Genomic DNA, 17,506 nt, shown 5'->3' on the forward strand with positions numbered 1-17,506 from the left:
GACGGAAGGTGCGGACCGCCGCCTTCCGTCCCGCGCGGTTCCCCGCGCCCCTTCCGGTTTCCCGCCCTCGCCGGTTCACCGACGTGTCGGGCGACACACCCCGTCCGGGGGGTGTGGCCCCTGGGCAAGTTAGTTACCGGCGGGTAGCATGGCTCTGAAGCAGCGCCGCTCCACCCGTGAGCCGTGCGGACTGCGCTTAACGTCATGTCCCCTGGGAGGAGAGCCCCCGTGCCTCGTACCGCGAGGGACGTCGTCTTCGTCGACGGCGTCCGCACCCCGTTCGGCAAGGCCGGCCCGAAGGGCATCTACCACGAGACCCGCGCGGACGACCTGGTCGTCAAGTGCATCCGTGAGCTGGTGCGCCGCAACCCGAACCTGCCCGTCGAGCGCATCGACGAGGTCGCCGTCGCCGCTACCACGCAGATCGGCGACCAGGGCCTGACCATCGGCCGCACCGCGGGCCTGCTCGCCGGTCTGCCGCAGTCCGTCCCGGGCTACGCGATCGACCGCATGTGCGCCGGTGCGATGACCGCCGTCACCACCACCGCGGGCGGCATCGCCTTCGGCGCGTACGACATCGCCGTCGCCGGCGGCGTCGAGCACATGGGCCGCCACCCGATGGGCGAGGGCGTGGACCCGAACCCGCGCTTCGTGTCGGAGAAGCTGGTCGACGAGTCCGCCCTGTTCATGGGCATGACCGCGGAGAACCTGCACGACCGCCTGCCGCACATCACCAAGGAGCGCTGCGACGCCTACGCCGTGCGCTCCCAGGAGAAGGCCGCCAAGGCGTACGCCAACGGCGACATCCAGCCGGACCTGGTGCCGATCGCGATCCGCAACACCAACCCCGAGGTCGGCGAGACCGGCTGGGGCCTGGCGACGACGGACGAGCCGATGCGCCCCGGCACCACCATGGAGTCGCTGGCGAACCTCAAGACCCCGTTCCGCCCGCACGGCAACATCACCGCGGGCAACGCGGCCGGTCTGAACGACGGCGCCACCGCCTCGCTGCTGGCCGCCGAGGACGTCGCCGAGGAGCTCGGCCTGCCGATCAAGATGCGCCTGGTCTCCTTCGCCTACGCCGGCGTGGAGCCCGAGGTCATGGGCATCGGCCCCGTCCCGGCGACGCAGAAGGCGCTGGCCAAGGCCGGTCTGACCATCGACGACATCGGCGCCTTCGAGATCAACGAGGCCTTCGCCGTCCAGGTCCTCTCGCTGCTCGACCACTACGGCATCGCCGACGACGACGAGCGCGTCAACCCGTACGGCGGCGCGATCGCCTACGGCCACCCGCTGGCCTCCACCGGCGTCCGCCTGATGACCCAGCTGGCGCGCCGCTTCGAGCAGCGCCCCGACATCCGCTACGGCCTGACCACCATGTGCATCGGCTTCGGCATGGGCGGCACGGTCATCTGGGAGAACCCGCACTTCGAGGGGAACAAGTGACCGTGAGCACCACCGAGCTGCTGAAGCGCGCCGCCGAGCTGTTCCCCGGCGAGGTCGTCACCACCGCGCACGTGCGTCACCTGGACCTGCCCAAGCAGGCCGGCAAGCTGGCGCTGATCACCCTGGACAACGGCTTCGACCACACCAAGCCGACCACCTTCGGCCCGGGCTCGCTCGCGAAGCTCTCCGAGGCGCTGGACCGGGTCGAGGCCGAGGCCGCCGAGGGCGGGATCGCCGCCGTGGCGATCACCGGCAAGCCGTTCATCTTCGCGGTCGGCGCCGACCTGAAGGGCGTCGAGGTGCTCAAGGAGCACGGCGACGCGCTGGCCATCGGCAAGGGCGGCCACGACGTCTTCAAGCGGATCGCCGCGCTGCCCGTCCCCTCCTTCGCCTACTACAACGGCGCGGCGATGGGCGGCGGCGTCGAGGTCGGCCTGCACTGCACCTACCGCACCGTGAGCTCCGGCATCCCGGCGTTCTCGCTGCCCGAGGTCTTCCTCGGCCTCGTCCCGGGCTGGGGCGGCTGCACGATCCTGCCGAACCTGATCGGCCCGGCGAAGGCCGTCAAGGTCATCGTCGAGAACTCGATGAGCCAGAACAAGCAGCTCAAGGGCCAGGAGGTGTTCGAGCTCGGCATCGCGGACGCGATCTTCGAGCCGGCCGACTTCCTGGAGCAGTCGCTGCACTGGACCGCCTCCGTGCTCACCGGCGAGACCGCCGTCGAGCGCGAGGAGATCGACCGCGGCAAGGCCTGGGACGACGCCGTCGCCTGGGGCCGCCTGGTCGCCGACGCCAAGGTGCACGGCGCCGCGCCGGCCGCCTACAAGGCGCTCGACATCATCCAGCAGGTCAAGGACCAGGACCTGCAGGCCGGCTTCGACGCCGAGGACGTGGCGCTGGCCGACCTGATCATGGGCGGCGAGCTGCGCAGCGGCATCTACGCCTTCAACCTGGTGCAGCGCCGCGCCAAGCGCCCCTTCGGTGCGCCGGACAAGTCGCTGGCCCGCCCGGTCAACAAGGTCGGCGTCGTCGGCGCGGGCCTGATGGCCTCGCAGCTGGCGCTGCTGTTCGCCCGCCGCCTGGAGGTGCCGGTCGTGCTGACCGACATCGACCAGGAGCGCATCGACAAGGGCGTGGGCTATGTCCACGGCGAGGTCGACAAGCTGCTCGCCAAGGGCCGGATCAACGGCGACAAGGCCAACAAGCTCAAGGGCCTGGTCTCCGGCCACCTGGACAAGGCGGTCGCCTTCGGCGACGCGGACTTCGTCATCGAGGCCGTGTTCGAGGAGATGGGCGTCAAGCAGAACGTCCTCGCCGAGCTGGAGGCCGTGGTCTCGCCGACCACCATCCTGGCGACCAACACCTCCTCGCTGTCGGTCACCGAGATGGCCTCCAAGCTGGAGCACCCGGAGCGGGTCGTCGGCTTCCACTTCTTCAACCCGGTCGCGATCCTCCCGCTGCTGGAGATCGTCCGCGCGGAGAAGACCGACGACGCCTCGCTGGCCACCGCCTTCGGCGTGGCCCGGAAGCTGAAGAAGACGGCCGTCCTGACCAAGGACGCCCCGGCGTTCGTGGTGAACCGGATCCTGCTCCGCTTCATGGACGCGATCCAGGGCGCCATCGACGAGGGCACCCCGATCGAGACCATCGAGAAGGCCGTGCTGCCGCTCGGCCTGCCGATGTCCCCGATCGTGCTGCTGGAGCTGGTCGGCCCGGCCATCGCCCTGCACGTGTCGGAGACCCTGCACGGCGCCTTCCCGGAGCGGTTCACCGTCTCCGAGAACCTCGGCAAGCTCGTCAAGGCCGGCAAGCGCGGCTTCTACGTCTGGCAGGACGGCCAGCAGGTCCTCGACCCCGAGGTGCTGGAGCTGCTGACCTTCGGCGACACCGTGCTGACCGAGGAGCAGGTCCTCGCCCGTGCCCTGGAGGCCGTGGCGCAGGAGATCGGCCTGATGCTGGACGAGGGCGTCGTCGGCGAGGCGCAGGACATCGACCTGTGCATGATCACCGGCGCCGGCTGGCCCTTCCACCTGGGCGGCATCACGCCGTACCTGGACCGCGAGGGCGTCTCGGAGCGGGTGAACGGCAAGCGCTTCCTCGCCCCGGGCGTGGCCTCCGTCCCGGCCTGAGCCCCGTAGCGACACGAAGGCCCCCGCCACCCGGCGGGGGCCTTTCGCATGTCCGGAGCGGCCCTGGAGGCGTCCTGAGGCCGTCTCCGGGGCCTTCGGGGGCTACTTCTTCTTGAGCCGGTAGATGACGGTGTCGCCGGTGACGCCGACGACCTCGTAGTGGGTGTCGAGGAGGCTCTCGATGCGGGGGATCAGCAGCGGCTGGTAGGGGGCGGTGCCGGAGTCGTCGACGACGATCTCGGGCAGGCCCTTGGCGGCGAGCTCCTCGTCGAAGGTCTGCCAGGCCTCGCTGACGCTGTACTGCTCGCCGACCTTCTGGCCGTCCTTGCCGCCGCTGAAGTTGGTGAGGAAGCCGGCGGTCAGGTAACGGCTGGCGGGGCGGCGGTCGGCCAGCCAGTACAGCTCGGGGTGCATGCCCCAGACCAGCACGGTGTCCTTGGGCGTGGTCTGCTTGGCGACCGCGGTGGCCACCTCGGTGGTCTGGGTGAGCTTCTGGCCCGGCCAGAACACCGCGAGGCCCCAGAAGAAGGTGCAGGCGACCGCCGAGTAGGTGAGCACCGGCCGCCAGCGCACCGCCGAGGTGGAGACCGCGCCGACGCCGAGCAGCACCAGCGGCGGCATCAGCTGCAGGTAGTAGTGGCCGAAGAAGTGGAAGCCCATGCTGACCGCGACCGCCGACGAGAGCAGCCACACCCACAGGTCGGTGGTGGAGCCGTGCTCCTCCCCCGCCCCGGGGACGGCGCGGCGGCCGCGCCGCAGCCACAGCCGGTACCCGATCGGCACCACGAAGCCGAGGCCGGCGGCGAGCAGGATCGCGGAGTTGCCGAGCGCCCGGCCGGTCATCTGCAGCCAGGCGCCGCCGAGCGAGGCGTAGTCGCCGCTGCCGGTGACCACCCAGAAGAGGAAGCCCTTGGGCTTGGTGAGGATCAGCGCGACCAGCGCTATCGGCAGCGCGAACCCGAAGCCGATCGCGGCCAGCACGGGGGGCCAGCGCACCCCGCGCCGGCGGGCGTCCTGCAGCAGCATCCACAGCACCGGCAGGAGCACCGCGCCGCCGGTCTGCTTGGTCAGCGAGCAGAGCGCCACCGCGATGCCCGCGGCCAGCCAGCGGCGCCGCTCGGCGTACCGGAAGGCGGCGACCATGGCCGGCAGCATGAAGACCTCGAAGGTCGCCGCCTGGGTGTCCTCGGGCGACAGGCCGATGGACAGCAGCAGGTAGAGCACGCCGGCCGCGCCGCCCGCCCGGTTGCCCCAGCGCCCGCGGGCGATGGAGGCCAGCAGGACGGCGGTGACCAGGTGGGCGACGATCGCCAGGCTGCGCAGCGGCCAGAGCGAGCCGGAGCCGAACAGCGCGAAGCAGGCCTGGTAGAGCCAGGGCAGCAGCGGGGGCTTGCGGTCGACGACGGTGTCGTAGAGCACCCCGCCGTCGGCCAGCATGCGGGCCTGGGTGGCGAGGTAGCCCTCGTCGGGGCTCCACACCGGCCGCAGGAAGGACGGGACGTGGGTGGCCACCGCGAGCAGGGCCAGCACCGGCACCAGCCTCGTCCAGTAGCCCGTCCGGACCTGCTCGCGGAGGCGGGCGGTCACGGCGGGGCGGCTGGAGGTCGGTGTGGGCACGGGTGACAACCTACCGGGCACCCGTGCCGGCGGGCGCGCTGGTCCCGTGATCGCGCCCTGTACGTCCGGTTCCGGGCGCGCCGGAGCCCCGGGCGCGGCTGCACCCGGGGCTCCGGCGGAGGGCGGTCAGGCCTGGACGGGCTGCGCGTCGAGGCGCGCCACCAGGGCGGTCACCTGGCGGGCGACGTCCGGGGCGGTGAGGCCGATCTCGGCGAGGATCTCCTCGCGCTTGGCGTGGTCGAGGAACTCCTGCGGGATGCCGAAGTCGCGCAGCGGCAGGTCGACGTCGGCGTCGCGCAGGGCCTGCGCGATCGCGGAGCCGACGCCGCCGACGCGGCCGTTGTCCTCGACGGTGACGACGACGCGGTGCTCGGCGGCGAGGCCGGGCAGCGCCTTGTCGACCGGCTTGACCCAGCGCGGGTCGACGACGGTGGAGGTGATGCCCTGGGCGTCGAGCAGTTCGGCGGCCTCCAGGCAGAGCGGGGCCATCGCGCCGACGGAGACGATGAGCACGTCGGCGCGCCCGTCGCCGCCGCCCTCGCCGCTCTCGCGGAGCACGTCCATGCCGCCGACCTTGCCGATCGCGGGCACGGCGGGGCCGACGCTGCCCTTGGAGTAGCGGACGACGGTGGGCGCGTCCGGCACCTCGACGGCCTCGCGCAGCTGGGCGCGGACCTGGTCGGCGTCGCGCGGGGCGGCGAGCCGCAGGCCCGGGACGGTCTGCAGGATCGACATGTCCCACATGCCGTTGTGCGAGGCGCCGTCGGTGCCGGTGACGCCGGCCCGGTCGAGGACGAAGGTGACGCCCAGCTTGTGCAGGGCGACGTCCATCAACACCTGGTCGTAGGCGCGGTTCAGGAAGGTCGCGTACACGGCGACGACCGGGTGCAGGCCGTTGGTGGCCAGGCCCGCGGCGGAGACGGCCGCGTGCTGCTCGGCGATGCCGACGTCGAAGATGCGGTCCGGGTAGGCCTTGGCGAAGGGCGCCAGGCCGACCGGGTGGAGCATCGCGGCGGTGATCGCCACGATGTCCTTGCGCTCGCGGCCGAGGGCGACCATCTCCTCGCCGAAGACGGAGGTCCAGTCCTTGCCGGAGGACTTCACCGGCAGGCCGGTGTCGGGGTGGATGACGCCGACCGCGTGGAAGCGGTCCTCGTCGTTGTTCTCGGCGGCGTGGTAGCCGCGGCCCTTCTCGGTGATGCAGTGCACGATCACCGGGCCGCCGAAGCCGCGGGCCTTGGTGAACGCGGACTCCAGCGCCACCAGGTCGTGGCCGTCGATCGGGCCGATGTACTTGAGGCCGAGGTCCTCGAACATGCCCTGCGGGGCGATGAAGTCCTTCAGGCCCTTCTTCGCACCGTGCAGGGTGTCGAACATCGCCTGGCCGACGACGGGGGTGCGCTGCAGCGCGTCCTTGCCCCAGGAGAGGAACCGCTCGTAGCCCTGGGTGGTGCGCAGGGTCGCGAGGTGGTTGGCCAGGCCGCCGATGGTCGGCGAGTAGGAGCGCTCGTTGTCGTTGACGACGATGACGACCGGCAGGTCCTTCGCGTCGGCGATGTTGTTGAGGGCCTCCCAGGCCATGCCGCCGGTCAGCGCGCCGTCGCCGATGACGGCGACGACCGGGCGGTCCTTGTGGCCCTGGATCTTGTTGGCCTTGGCGAGGCCGTCGGCGTAGCCGAGGACGGTCGAGGCGTGCGAGTTCTCGATCACGTCGTGCTCGGACTCGGCGCGCGACGGGTAGCCCGACAGGCCGCCCTTCATCTTCAGCCGGGAGAAGTCCTGGCGGCCGGTGAGCAGCTTGTGGACGTAGCTCTGGTGACCGGTGTCGAACAGGATCCGGTCGCGCGGCGAGTCGAAGACCCGGTGCATCGCGATGGTGAGCTCCACCACGCCCAGGTTCGGGCCGAGGTGGCCACCGGTCTTCGAGACCTCTTCGACCAGGAAGCCGCGGATCTCCTCGGCCAGGTCGGCCAGCTGCGCCGGGGTGAGCCGGTCGAGATCGCGCGGTCCCCTAATGCGGGTCAGCAGGGCCACCCGTTCCTCCTCGTTCACTGTTCCCAGACCTCTCTGTCCGGCCTGGCCGGGCTTCCCCGACTGCAAGAGTCTAATGTCCGGCTGGCGGACACCATGCGGCGCATGGGGGCTCCGGTTACACATGACGGGGCCCGGCACCCGATCGGTTCGGGTGCCGGGCCTCACACTGCTCCGGGCGTGTCGTCAGCCCCGGCCGCTGGACTTCTGGGTCCGGCGGGAGACGGAGTCGAGCACGACGGCGCCGAGCAGCACCGCGCCGGTGATCATGTACTGGATCGCCTGGTTCACGTGGACCAGGTCGAGGCCGGTGATGATCGACTGGATGACCAGGATGCCGAGCAGGGCGGACCAGGTCTTGCCGCGGCCGCCGAAGAGGCTGGTGCCGCCGATGACGGCCGCCGCGATCGAGTTCATCAGGACGTTGCCGCCGCCGAGCAGCTTGTCGGCGGAGCCCTGCTGGGAGGCGATGAAGAGGCCGCCGAGGGCCGCCATGCCGGCCGAGATCATGAAGACCGAGATCCGGACCCAGGCGACGTTGATGCCGGCCCGGCGGGCGGCCTCGACGCTGCCGCCGACCGCGAAGATCTGGCGGCCGTAGCCGGTGCGGCGGAGCACGAAGTCGGTGATGACGACGATCGACAGGAAGATCACCAGGGGCAGCGGCAGGCCGCGGTCCTGGTTGAGCATGTAGGCGGCGACCAGGCCGATGACGGCGATCACGCCGGTGCGCAGCGCGATCTCGCTCATCGGGCGGGCCGGCAGGCCGGCGTCGCCGCGGCGCTTGGCGTCCAGGAACTGGCCGGCGCCGAAGAGCGCGATGCCGAGGACCGCGAAGCCCCAGGTGAAGGCCACGTCGCCGTCGCCGAGGAAGTAGGTGTCCAGGTTGGCGAGCACACCGTCGTTCAGGACGTTGACGGTGCCCTTGTCGCCGAGGACGAACATCTGCAGACCGCTCCAGGCGAGCAGGCCGGCCAGGGTGACGACGAAGGCGGGGACGCCGATCTTGGCGAAGAAGAAGCCGTGCAGGGCGCCGATGGCGAGCGCGGCCACGATGGCGATCAGGCAGGCGAGCCACTCGTTGAGGCCGGAGCGCACCGAGAGGACGGCGGCTATCGCGGCGGAGACGCCGGCGACCGAGCCGAGGGAGAGGTCGATCTCACCGAGCAGCAGCACGAAGACGATGCCGACGGCGATGAGGCCGGGGCCGGCGACCCACTTGGTGATGTTGGTGAGGTTGTCGGCGTTGAGGAAGTCGCCGGTGATGCCCTGGAAGATGGCGCCGATCAGGATCAGGCCGAGCACGACGGGGACGGAGCCCAGGTCGCCGCTCTTCATCTTGCGCTTGAACTCGGCGACGTAGCCGGCGAAGCCGGCCTCGCGGACGAGCAGGCGCGGGTCGACCGCCGGGGCGGCCGGCGCGGCGGCGGGCTCGGGGGCCTTCTCCGCGGCGTTGGTGGTCTGGTCCGTGGTCACTTCGCTTCCTCCGCGATACGTGCCTGACGCCGGGTCACGGCGTTCTCGGTGGCGCCGGTGATGGCGGAGATGATCTCCTCGTGCGAGGTGTTGGCCACCTCGAAGACGCCGTTGTTGCGGCCCAGGCGGAGCACCGCGACGGTGTCCGCGACGGCCTTGACGTCGGCCATGTTGTGGCTGATCAGGATCACGCCGAGGCCGCGGTCGCGCAGGCGCTCGACCAGGTCGAGGACCTGGGCGGTCTGCTCGACGCCGAGGGCGGCGGTGGGCTCGTCCAGGATCACGATCTTGGGGTCGCCGACCAGGGCGCGGGCGATCGCGACGACCTGGCGCTGGCCGCCGGAGAGGGCGGCGATCGGGATGCGGACGCTGGGGATGCGGATCGACAGGGTGTCGAGCAGCTCCTTGGCGCGCTTCTCCATGGCGACCTCGTCGAGCGCGCCGAAGCGGCGCAGCTCGCGGCCGAGGAAGAGGTTGCCGACCACGTCGAGGTTGTCGCAGAGTGCGAGGTCCTGGTAGACGGTGGCGACGCCGAGGGCCTGGGCGTCGTGCGGCCGGTTGATCGCGACCTTGCTGCCCTCCCACTCGATCGCGCCCTCGTCGATGGGGTGCACGCCGGCGATCGTCTTCACCAGCGTCGACTTGCCTGCACCGTTGTCGCCCACCAGGGCGACCACCTCGCCGGCGTGGACCTCCAGGTGCACATCGGTGAGCGCCTGGACGGCACCGAAGCGCTTGGAGACACCGCGCAACGCCAGTACGGGTGCGCCTGTCACGTGAACCATCTCCTTCGTTCCGCGCCAGCCCCCGGATATGGGCATGACACGGCCTGCCGCGCGCCGACCCGGGCGCGAAGGTTAGTGCGAGAAAAGGGGTGGAGACCGGCCGGGGCCCGGGTGGAGCCCCGCCGCCGGAGGTGGGGAGCCGGTCTCGCCGCAGGGTGGGCGCTCCCGCCGGGGAGCGCCCACCCGGGTGGACTTACTGCAGGCCCGCGGCCTTGCAGGCGTCGGCGTAGGTGCCGGTGCAGATGTCGGCGACGGTGTACAGCTTGTCGGCGATCACGGTGTCCTTGATGTTGGCCTTGGTGACGACCTTCGGGTCGAGCAGCTTGGCCGGGATGCCCTTGTCGGTGTCGCTGTCGATGCTGGCGGAGGCGATGGCCTTGACGTCCTTGCCCTGCAGCAGCGCGACGGCGAGCTCGGCGGCCGAGTCAGCCAGCGGCTTGTACGCCTTGTAGATGGTGTACGACTGCTCGCCGCTGACGAGGCGCTGGATGGCGTCGAGGCCCGCGTCCTGGCCGCCGACCGGAACGTTGATGTTCGCGGACTTCAGCTGGGTGATGATCGCGGCGGCCATGCCGTCGTTGGCGGAGTAGACGGCCTGGAAGCCGTCCTTGCCGAGCTGGGTGATCGCGGCGCCGATCTTCTGGCCGGCCACGGTGGGCTTCCACTCACCGGACTGCTCGTAGACGACCTTCTTGACCTTGCCGTCGAGGACCTTGTGCGCACCGGACTTGAACTTGCCGGCGTTCGGGTCCGCGTCGTCACCGTTGATCATGACGATGTTGGCCTCGGCGGCCTTGGCGCCGAGGGCGTCGACCAGGGCCTGGCCCTGCAGCTCGCCGACCTTCTCGTTGTCGAAGGAGACGTAGGCGGAGACCGGGCCGGTGGCCAGGCGGTCGTACGCGATGACCTTGACGCCCTTGTCGGCCGCCTCCTTCACCCAGGACTGGGTGGAGGCCGCGTCGAACGCGTCCAGGATGATGACCTTGACGCCCTGGGCGATCAGGGTGTCGAACTGCTGCTTCTGCTTGGCGGCCGAGCCCTCGGCGTTGCTGTACTTGACGGTGCAGTCGCCGCACAGCTCCTTGACCTTGGCCTCGATGAACGGCTTGTCGAAGGACTCGTAGCGCACGGAGGACGCGTTCTCCGGGAGCAGCAGGCCGATCGACTTGCTGTCGCCGCCCTTGGCGTCGTCCTTCTTGTCACTGCCGGCCTTGCCACAGGCGGCCATGGAGAGAGCCATCGAAACAGCAGCGGTGCCGATGACAGCGCGACGCATCATTGCGTTCATGGTGGGGGTGCCTCCCTGACAGTGCCGCAACCTTGCGGCGAGGTTGAGTGGAGTCAACCCGGCCCGCACCTTGTCGTCAATAAGTAAAACCGCAACTGCGGTGATCCGAACCCTTTCGTTATCTTCCTGAAGGCGAAGCCGAGATCAAACGACCGCGGCCCCCGCCTGCCGGGACAGGTCGGGGGCCGATCGGCGCAGCTCAGGGGCCGCTCAGGAGCAGTTCAGGGTCGGCTCGCGGGGTGCTCAGGCACTGGACGCGGAGGCCAGTCCGGTGTGCCGGATCGCGCCCGATTCGCCCATCTCGCTCATCACCAGGGCCAGCGCGCCGAGCACCTCCGCCCGGCCGCCGAGCGTGCCCGGGACGACCGAGAGCTGCCGCGCCGCGCTCGGGATCGCGTACCGCGCCACCGAGTCCCGGATCGGGGAAAGCACCAGCTCACCGGCTTCCGCGAGTTCGCCGCCGAGGATCACCCGACGCGGATTCAGCAGGTTGCACAGGGTCGCGACTCCCGACCCGATCTGCCGGCCGGCGTCCGCGATGACCCGCCGGCAGCCCAGGTCGCCCTGCTGTGCCAGCTGCACCACCTTGGTGAGCGTCAACTCCCCGGGGTGGCTCGCGTTCAAGAGGTTGAGCAGGTAGCGCGAGCCGACGAAGGTCTCCAGGCAGCCCCGGTTGCCGCAGCGGCAGACCGGTCCGGCCTCGTCCAGGGTGATGTGCCCGATCTCCCCGGCGGTGCCGCCGGGGCCCCGGTAGATCTGCCCGTTGATGACCAGTCCGGAGCCGACGCCGCTGGCCACCTTGATGTACGCGAGGTCACTCAGCCCGCGGCCCGCGCCCCACACCAACTCGCCCAGGGCGCCCAGGTTCGCGTCGTTGTCCACGTACACCTGCATGCCCAGGCGCTGGGAGAGCTCCCGGCCCGGGTTGACGCCCGTCCAGCCCGGCAGGATCGCCGTCGAGCCGAGCGCGCCGGTCTCCACGTCGATCGGGCCGGGTACGCCCAGTCCGACCCCGATCACCTTGTCCGGCCGGAAGCCGGCCTGCGTCAGCAGCCGCCCGACCAGCGTCTCCGCCCGGTCGAAGCCCTGTTGCGCCGACACGTCGGTGTCGATCGGCTCGCTCTCCTCGGCCAGCACACGGTGCGCCAGATTGCCCACCGCGACCCGCAGATGGGTGTGGCCGAAGTCGACGCCGACCACGATCCCGGCGTCCCCGCTGAGCGAGACGCTGCGCGCCCGTCTGCCGCCCGAGGAGGTGTCGGCGACCACGACGGTGCCGCTCTCCTTCAGCTCGCGGACGATGTTGGACACCGTCGCCGCCGACAGCCCGGTGGACCTGGCGATCTCGGCCTGGGTCAGCGAGCCGGCCATCCGCACGGCCCGCAGCACCCTCTCGAGGTTCGCCCGGTGCAGCGAGGACTGCGATCCCGGCGTGTCCATCGACATGATTCACCCTCCCAGGGCACGGGAACCCGACCGCTCCCGTCCCTGCCGCGCCCTTGCGGCGGAGCTCGTTGTGGCCGGCCGGGCCGTCACCCTGCGGTGTCGAATCCTCAACCGGGCGTTCATCTTCAACTTCTGAACTCTAAGCTCAGCCAAGTCCGCAATACAGAGTCAAGGGCGAAGGCAGATCGTTGCGAAACCTCAGCCACCGCCCTACGTCGAGTGTCGTAGCCGAACGCCCGAACCGCCCGACAGCCCCGGAAATCGCAGGTCCGCGCGGGGGACGCTCGTGAAAGGATGCCCCCAACCAAGCCTGACGAAGGAGTCCTGCGAGTGCCTGGCACCAACTTGACCCGTGAGGAGGCCCGTACCCGGGCCGCACTCCTGCATGTGGAGTCGTACGACATCGAGCTCGACCTGGGCTCGGCCCCCGAAGGGGGCACCTTCCGGTCCACCACCGTGGTCCGCTTCTCCGCCACCACCCCGGGTGCCGCCACCTTCATCGACCTGGTCGCGCCGGGCGTCTCCGAGATCGTGCTGAACGGCGAGGCGCTGGACCTCGCCAACTTCGCCGACAGCCGGATCGCCCTGCCCGCCGTCCGGGCCGAGAACGAGCTCCGGGTGGTCGCCGACTGCGCCTACACCAACACGGGTGAGGGCCTGCACCGCTTCGTCGACCCGGTGGACGGCGAGACCTACCTGTACACCCAGTTCGAGGTCCCGGACGCCCGCCGGGTGTTCGCCGCCTTCGAGCAGCCCGACCTCAAGGCGAGCTTCCGCTTCACCGTGACGGCCCCGGCGGGCTGGGTCGTGGTCTCCAACTCCCCCACCCCCGAGCCCGCCGGCGAGGGCGCGACCCGCACCTGGGCCTTCGAGCCCACCCCGCGGATGTCCACCTACGTCACCGCGCTGGTGGCCGGTCCCTACGTGGGCGTCTTCGACGAGTACGCCAACGGCGACCAGCGGGTGCCGCTCGGCGTGTACTGCCGCCCCTCGCTGCGCGAGTTCCTGGACGCCGAGGCGATCTTCGAGGTCACCAAGCAGGGCTTCGACTACTTCCAGGAGAAGTTCGACTTCGCCTACCCGTTCGCCAAGTACGACCAGCTGTTCGTTCCGGAGTTCAACGCCGGCGCGATGGAGAACGCGGGCGCCGTCACCCTGCGTGACCAGTACGTCTTCCGCTCCAAGGTCACCGACGCCTCCTACGAGATGCGCGCCGCGACGATCCTGCACGAGCTCGCCCACATGTGGTTCGGCGACCTCGTGACCATGGAGTGGTGGAACGACCTCTGGCTGAACGAGTCCTTCGCGACCTTCGCCGAGGCCGTCTGCCAGGCCGAGGCCCCGGGCTCCAAGTGGCCGCACTCCTGGACGACCTTCGCCAACCAGATGAAGACCTGGGCGTACCGGCAGGACCAGCTGCCGTCCACCCACCCGATCATGGCGGAGATCAACGACCTGGAGGACGTCCAGGTCAACTTCGACGGCATCACCTACGCCAAGGGCGCCTCGGTGCTCAAGCAGCTGGTCGCCTACGTCGGCCAGGACGCGTTCTTCCAGGGCGTGCAGGCCTACTTCAAGCGCCACGCCTGGGGCAACACCACCCTCCCCGACCTGCTCGGCGCCCTGGAGGAGGCCAGCGGCCGCGACCTGCGGACCTGGTCCAAGGCGTGGCTGGAGACGGCCGGCATCAACGTGCTCCGCCCCGAGCTGCGGATCAACACCGACGGCGAGATCGAGTCCTTCGCCGTCCTCCAGGAGGCCCCGGCGCTGCCCGCCGGCGCCCGCGGCGAGGCCGTGCTTCGCCCGCACCGGATCGCGGTCGGCCTGTACGAGCTGGTCGACGGCTCCCTGGTGCGCACCGACCGGATCGAGCTCGACGTCGACGGCCCGCGCACCGAGGTGCCCGAGCTGGTCGGCCGGCACCGCCCCGCCGTCCTGCTGCTCAACGACGACGACCTGTCCTACGCCAAGGTCCGCCTCGACGAGGACTCGCTGGCCGTCGTCACCGGCCACCTCGGCGACTTCGCCGACTCGCTGCCGCGCGCCCTGTGCTGGGCCTCCGCCTGGGACATGACCCGCGACGGCGAGCTCGCCACCCGGGACTACCTCGCCCTCGCCCTCTCCGGCCTGCAGCGCGAGTCCGACATCGGCGTCGTGCAGTCCGTGCAGCGCCAGGTCAAGCTCGCCCTGGAGATGTACGCCGACCCGGCGTGGCGCGAGGAGGGCCTGCAGCGCTGGGCCGCCGCCGCCGAGGAGCAGCTGCGCGCCGCCGCCCCCGGCAGCGACCACCAGCTCGCCTGGGCCCGCACCCTGGCCGCCGCCGCCCGCACCGACGCCCAGTTCGGCCTGCTGGCCGGCCTGCTCGACGGCTCCGAGGTGATCGAGGGCCTGGCCGTCGACACCGAGCTGCGGTGGAGCCTGCTGGCCCGCCTGGTCGCCGCCGGCCGCGCCGACGACAAGGCCGTCGACGAGGAGCTGGTGCGCGACAACACCTCCTCCGGCCAGGAGCACGCCGCGAGCTGCCGGGCCGCCCGCCCGACCGCCGGGGCCAAGGCCGAGGCGTGGGCCTCCGTGGTGGAGTCCGACAAGCTCACCAACTACGTGCAGGAGGCCGTCATCGGCGGCTTCCAGCAGCCCGACCAGCGCGAGCTGATCGCCCCCTACCGCGAGAAGTACTTCGCCGCGGTGAAGGGCGTCTGGGAGAGCCGCAGCCACGAGATCTCGCAGCAGATCATCGTCGGCCTGTACCCGGCCTACCAGGTCGAGCAGGCCACCCTGGACGCCACCGACGCCTGGCTGGCCTCGGCCGACCCGGCGCCGGCCCTGCGCCGCCAGGTCGTCGAGTCCCGGGCCGGCGTCGAGCGCGCCCTCCGGGCGCAGGCCGCCGACCGCGCGGCCGGCGAGCGCCACTGACCCTTCCGGCGGCCGGGCGGGCCCGTCCCGCCCGGCCGCCGGCGGTCCCGCCGCGGGTCACCCCCGCGGGTCGCGCCTGCGGTTCACGCCTGCGGCGCCGTCGCGGCCGGCAGTCGGACGGTGAAGACCGTACGGCCCGGCCGGCTCGCCGCGTCCACCGTGCCGCCGTGCGCCTGCACCACGGCCTGCACGATCGACAGGCCGAGTCCGGTCGAGCCGGTGGCCCGCGACCGGCCCCGGTCCCCGCGCACGAAGCGCTCGAACATCCGGTCCGCCAGCTCCGGCGGGATGCCCGGGCCGGTGTCCGCGACGGACAGCCGCACCTCCGCGCCCGCCCGCTCCAGGGCGAGCTCCACCGCGGTGCCGGGCGGTGTGTGGGTGCGGGCGTTGGCCAGCAGGTTGGCCGTCACCTGGCGCAGCCGGTCGGCGTCGCCGCGCACGAGCACCGGCTCCTCGGGCAGCACCAACCGCCAGCGGTGGTCCGGCCCGGCGGCGCGGGCGTCGGCCACGCCGTCCAGGGCGATCCGGGTCAGGTCGACCTCCTGGTCGGCGAGCGGCCGGCCCGCGTCCAGCCGGGCGAGCAGCAGCAGGTCCTCCACGATGGCGCCCATCCGCCCGGCCTCGGCACCGATCCGCTCCAGCGAGTGCACCACCGGCTCGGGCACCGGACCGGGATGGCGCAGCGCCAGCTCGGCGTGGCCCCGGACGGCGGCGACCGGGGTGCGCAGCTCGTGGCTGGCGTCGGCGGCGAACGCCCGCAGCCGCTCCTCCACCGCGTGCCGGCGGGCGAGCGCGGCCCCGACGTGGCCGAGCATCCGGTTGAGCGCGGCCCCGACCCGGCCGACCTCGGTCGCCGGATCGTCGTCGGGCACCCGCACGGAGAGGTCGACGGCGCCGCTCGCCAGCGGCAGCGTGCTGACCCGCTCGGCCGTCCCGGCCACCCGGTCCAGCGGCCGCAGCGACCAGCGGACCCAGAGCGCCCCGGCCACCCCCGCCGCGGTGACGGCGACCGCGAAGACCGTCAGCTCCAGGGTCGTCAGACGCTCCACGGTGTCCTCGACCTGATGCAGCGGCAGACCGCTGACCAGTACGTCGCCGTCCCGGCCCGCGACCGCCTGCATCCGGTACGGGCCTTCGAGGTCGGACAGCCGGACAGTGTGCGCCGGTCCGCCGACGGGCAGCGCGGTCAGGGCCCGCAGGTCGGCCGCGGAGAGGTCGACCCGGTCGTCGGCGTTGGGGCGGTCGGCGTCGTCGGCGTCCCCGTCCACCACACCGGCCGCGGTGGCCCGGCCGTCCAGCAGCCGGGCGCCGAAGGTCCCGGGGGGCTGCGCCCGGGTGTCGGCGGTGCCGCCCTGGCCGGCGTGCTCCAGGCTGGCGGCGTACCGCCCGCCGGTGTCGGTGAGCTGCTGGTCCAGCCGGTCGACCAGGAAGTGCCGCAGCGCCGCGGTGGTGGCGAAGCCGACCGCGGCGCAGGTGACGACCAGCAGCACCAGCAGTCCGGCGATCAGCCTGGCCCGCAGGGTGCGCGGCACGAGCCGCCCCGCCCTCGCCCGCAGCCGCGCGGTCCGCGGCCGGGCGGCCGTCACGGGGACGCCTTGATCAGGTAGCCGGCGCCGCGCACGGTGTGGATCATCGGCGTCCGGCCCGCGTCGATCTTCTTACGCAGGTAGCTGATGTACAGCTCCACGACGTGCGCCTGCCCGCCGAAGTCGTAGGACCAGACGGCGTCCAGGAGCTGCGCCTTGCTCAGCACCTGTCGGGGGTGGTGCATGAGGTGGGCGAGGAGCGCGTACTCGGTGGGGCTGAGGTCGATCGGCTCGCCGCCGCGGGTGACCTCGCGGGCCTGCTCGTCGAGGACGAGGTCGCCGAGGACCAGAGCGTGCGCGGGCGGCTGCCCGGCGGGCGCGGGCGGGGCCGTGCGGCGCAGCAGCCCGCGCAGCCGGACGACCACCTCGGCCAGGCTGAACGGCTTGGTGACGTAGTCGTCGCCGCCCGCCGCGATCCCGGCGATCCGGTCCTCGACGGCGTCCCTGGCGGTGAGGAAGAGCACCCGCACCTCGGGCCGCGCGGCGTGGATGCGGCGCAGCACCTCCATGCCGTCGAGGTCGGGGAGCATCATGTCGAGCACCACGGCGTGCGGCCGCCAGGCGGCGGCGGTGCGGACGGCGGCCTCGCCGGTGGTCTCGCCGACGGCCTCCCAGCCCTCGTAGCGGAGCGCCCCGCAGACCACCTCCACCAGGTCCGGTTCGTCGTCGACGACGAGGACCCGCCAGGCCTGCCGGTCGGCGGAGTCGTCCATGGTGCTCCCTCGGTGCGCTGTCACGGACTCTCATTCTGGCCCGCCGCGATGAGAAAGCGCTGAGATCCCCGGAGCC

Annotated in this window: 11 protein-coding genes; 3 read left to right on the top strand and 8 right to left on the bottom strand. The window is 71.8% G+C overall.

The window, feature by feature from the left end; genetic code table 11:
- Nucleotides 1–228 precede the first annotated feature (228 nt).
- Both AB0O09_RS25205 and AB0O09_RS25210 read left to right on the top strand, forming a co-directional pair.
- Nucleotides 229–1,446: an acetyl-CoA C-acyltransferase gene (locus AB0O09_RS25205; protein ID WP_344625722.1), complete on the top strand. Its 1,218-nt coding sequence runs from the start codon at nt 229–231 to the stop codon at nt 1,444–1,446.
- A gap of 2 nt (nt 1,447–1,448) precedes the next feature.
- Entirely contained in the window at nt 1,449–3,575 is a 2,127-nt protein-coding gene (locus tag AB0O09_RS25210; RefSeq protein ID WP_363544658.1) for a 3-hydroxyacyl-CoA dehydrogenase NAD-binding domain-containing protein, read from the top strand.
- 102 nt (nt 3,576–3,677) lie between these two features.
- On the opposite strand, the gene AB0O09_RS25215 is transcribed toward AB0O09_RS25210, so the two are convergent.
- From AB0O09_RS25215 to AB0O09_RS25240, 6 genes are all read right to left on the bottom strand, one after another.
- A complete protein-coding gene (locus AB0O09_RS25215) occupies nt 3,678–5,192 on the bottom strand; it encodes a glycosyltransferase family 39 protein (RefSeq protein ID WP_363544661.1) in 1,515 nt (504 codons plus the stop codon).
- Between the two features lie 126 nt (nt 5,193–5,318).
- Entirely contained in the window at nt 5,319–7,226 is a 1,908-nt protein-coding gene (gene dxs / locus AB0O09_RS25220) for a 1-deoxy-D-xylulose-5-phosphate synthase (protein ID WP_363544664.1), read from the bottom strand.
- A gap of 183 nt (nt 7,227–7,409) precedes the next feature.
- Nucleotides 7,410–8,699, bottom strand: a complete 1,290-nt coding sequence (locus AB0O09_RS25225) for a sugar ABC transporter permease (RefSeq protein WP_363544667.1) — start codon at nt 8,697–8,699, stop codon at nt 7,410–7,412.
- The gene (locus tag AB0O09_RS25230) at nt 8,696–9,484 is read right to left on the bottom strand and encodes an ATP-binding cassette domain-containing protein (protein ID WP_344625717.1); all 789 of its coding nucleotides are present in this window, start codon (nt 9,482–9,484) and stop codon (nt 8,696–8,698) included. Before AB0O09_RS25230 ends, AB0O09_RS25225 begins: the two co-directional genes overlap by 4 nt.
- A 193-nt stretch (nt 9,485–9,677) precedes the next feature.
- Complete coding sequence (locus AB0O09_RS25235; protein ID WP_363544672.1) at nt 9,678–10,772, bottom strand: substrate-binding domain-containing protein; 1,095 nt, start codon at nt 10,770–10,772, stop codon at nt 9,678–9,680.
- A 243-nt stretch (nt 10,773–11,015) separates the two neighbouring features.
- Nucleotides 11,016–12,212, bottom strand: coding sequence for an ROK family transcriptional regulator (locus AB0O09_RS25240; protein WP_344625732.1), 1,197 nt, complete (start codon nt 12,210–12,212; stop codon nt 11,016–11,018).
- A gap of 336 nt (nt 12,213–12,548) precedes the next feature.
- Between AB0O09_RS25240 and pepN the strand changes: the two genes are divergently transcribed.
- The gene (gene pepN, locus AB0O09_RS25245; RefSeq protein ID WP_363544676.1) at nt 12,549–15,131 is read left to right on the top strand and encodes an aminopeptidase N; all 2,583 of its coding nucleotides are present in this window, start codon (nt 12,549–12,551) and stop codon (nt 15,129–15,131) included.
- Between the two features lie 83 nt (nt 15,132–15,214).
- Here the strand turns inward: pepN and AB0O09_RS25250 are convergent, their stop codons facing one another.
- The gene (locus tag AB0O09_RS25250) at nt 15,215–16,717 is read right to left on the bottom strand and encodes a HAMP domain-containing sensor histidine kinase (protein WP_363544679.1); all 1,503 of its coding nucleotides are present in this window, start codon (nt 16,715–16,717) and stop codon (nt 15,215–15,217) included.
- Complete coding sequence (locus tag AB0O09_RS25255; protein ID WP_363544682.1) at nt 16,714–17,430, bottom strand: response regulator transcription factor; 717 nt, start codon at nt 17,428–17,430, stop codon at nt 16,714–16,716. Before AB0O09_RS25255 ends, AB0O09_RS25250 begins: the two co-directional genes overlap by 4 nt.
- Between the last annotated feature and the right edge of the window lie 76 nt (nt 17,431–17,506).

The sequence above is a fragment of the Kitasatospora sp. NPDC093679 genome (genome assembly GCF_040683455.1).
In the GTDB taxonomy this organism is placed as follows: Bacteria; Actinomycetota; Actinomycetes; order Streptomycetales; family Streptomycetaceae; genus Kitasatospora; species Kitasatospora arboriphila.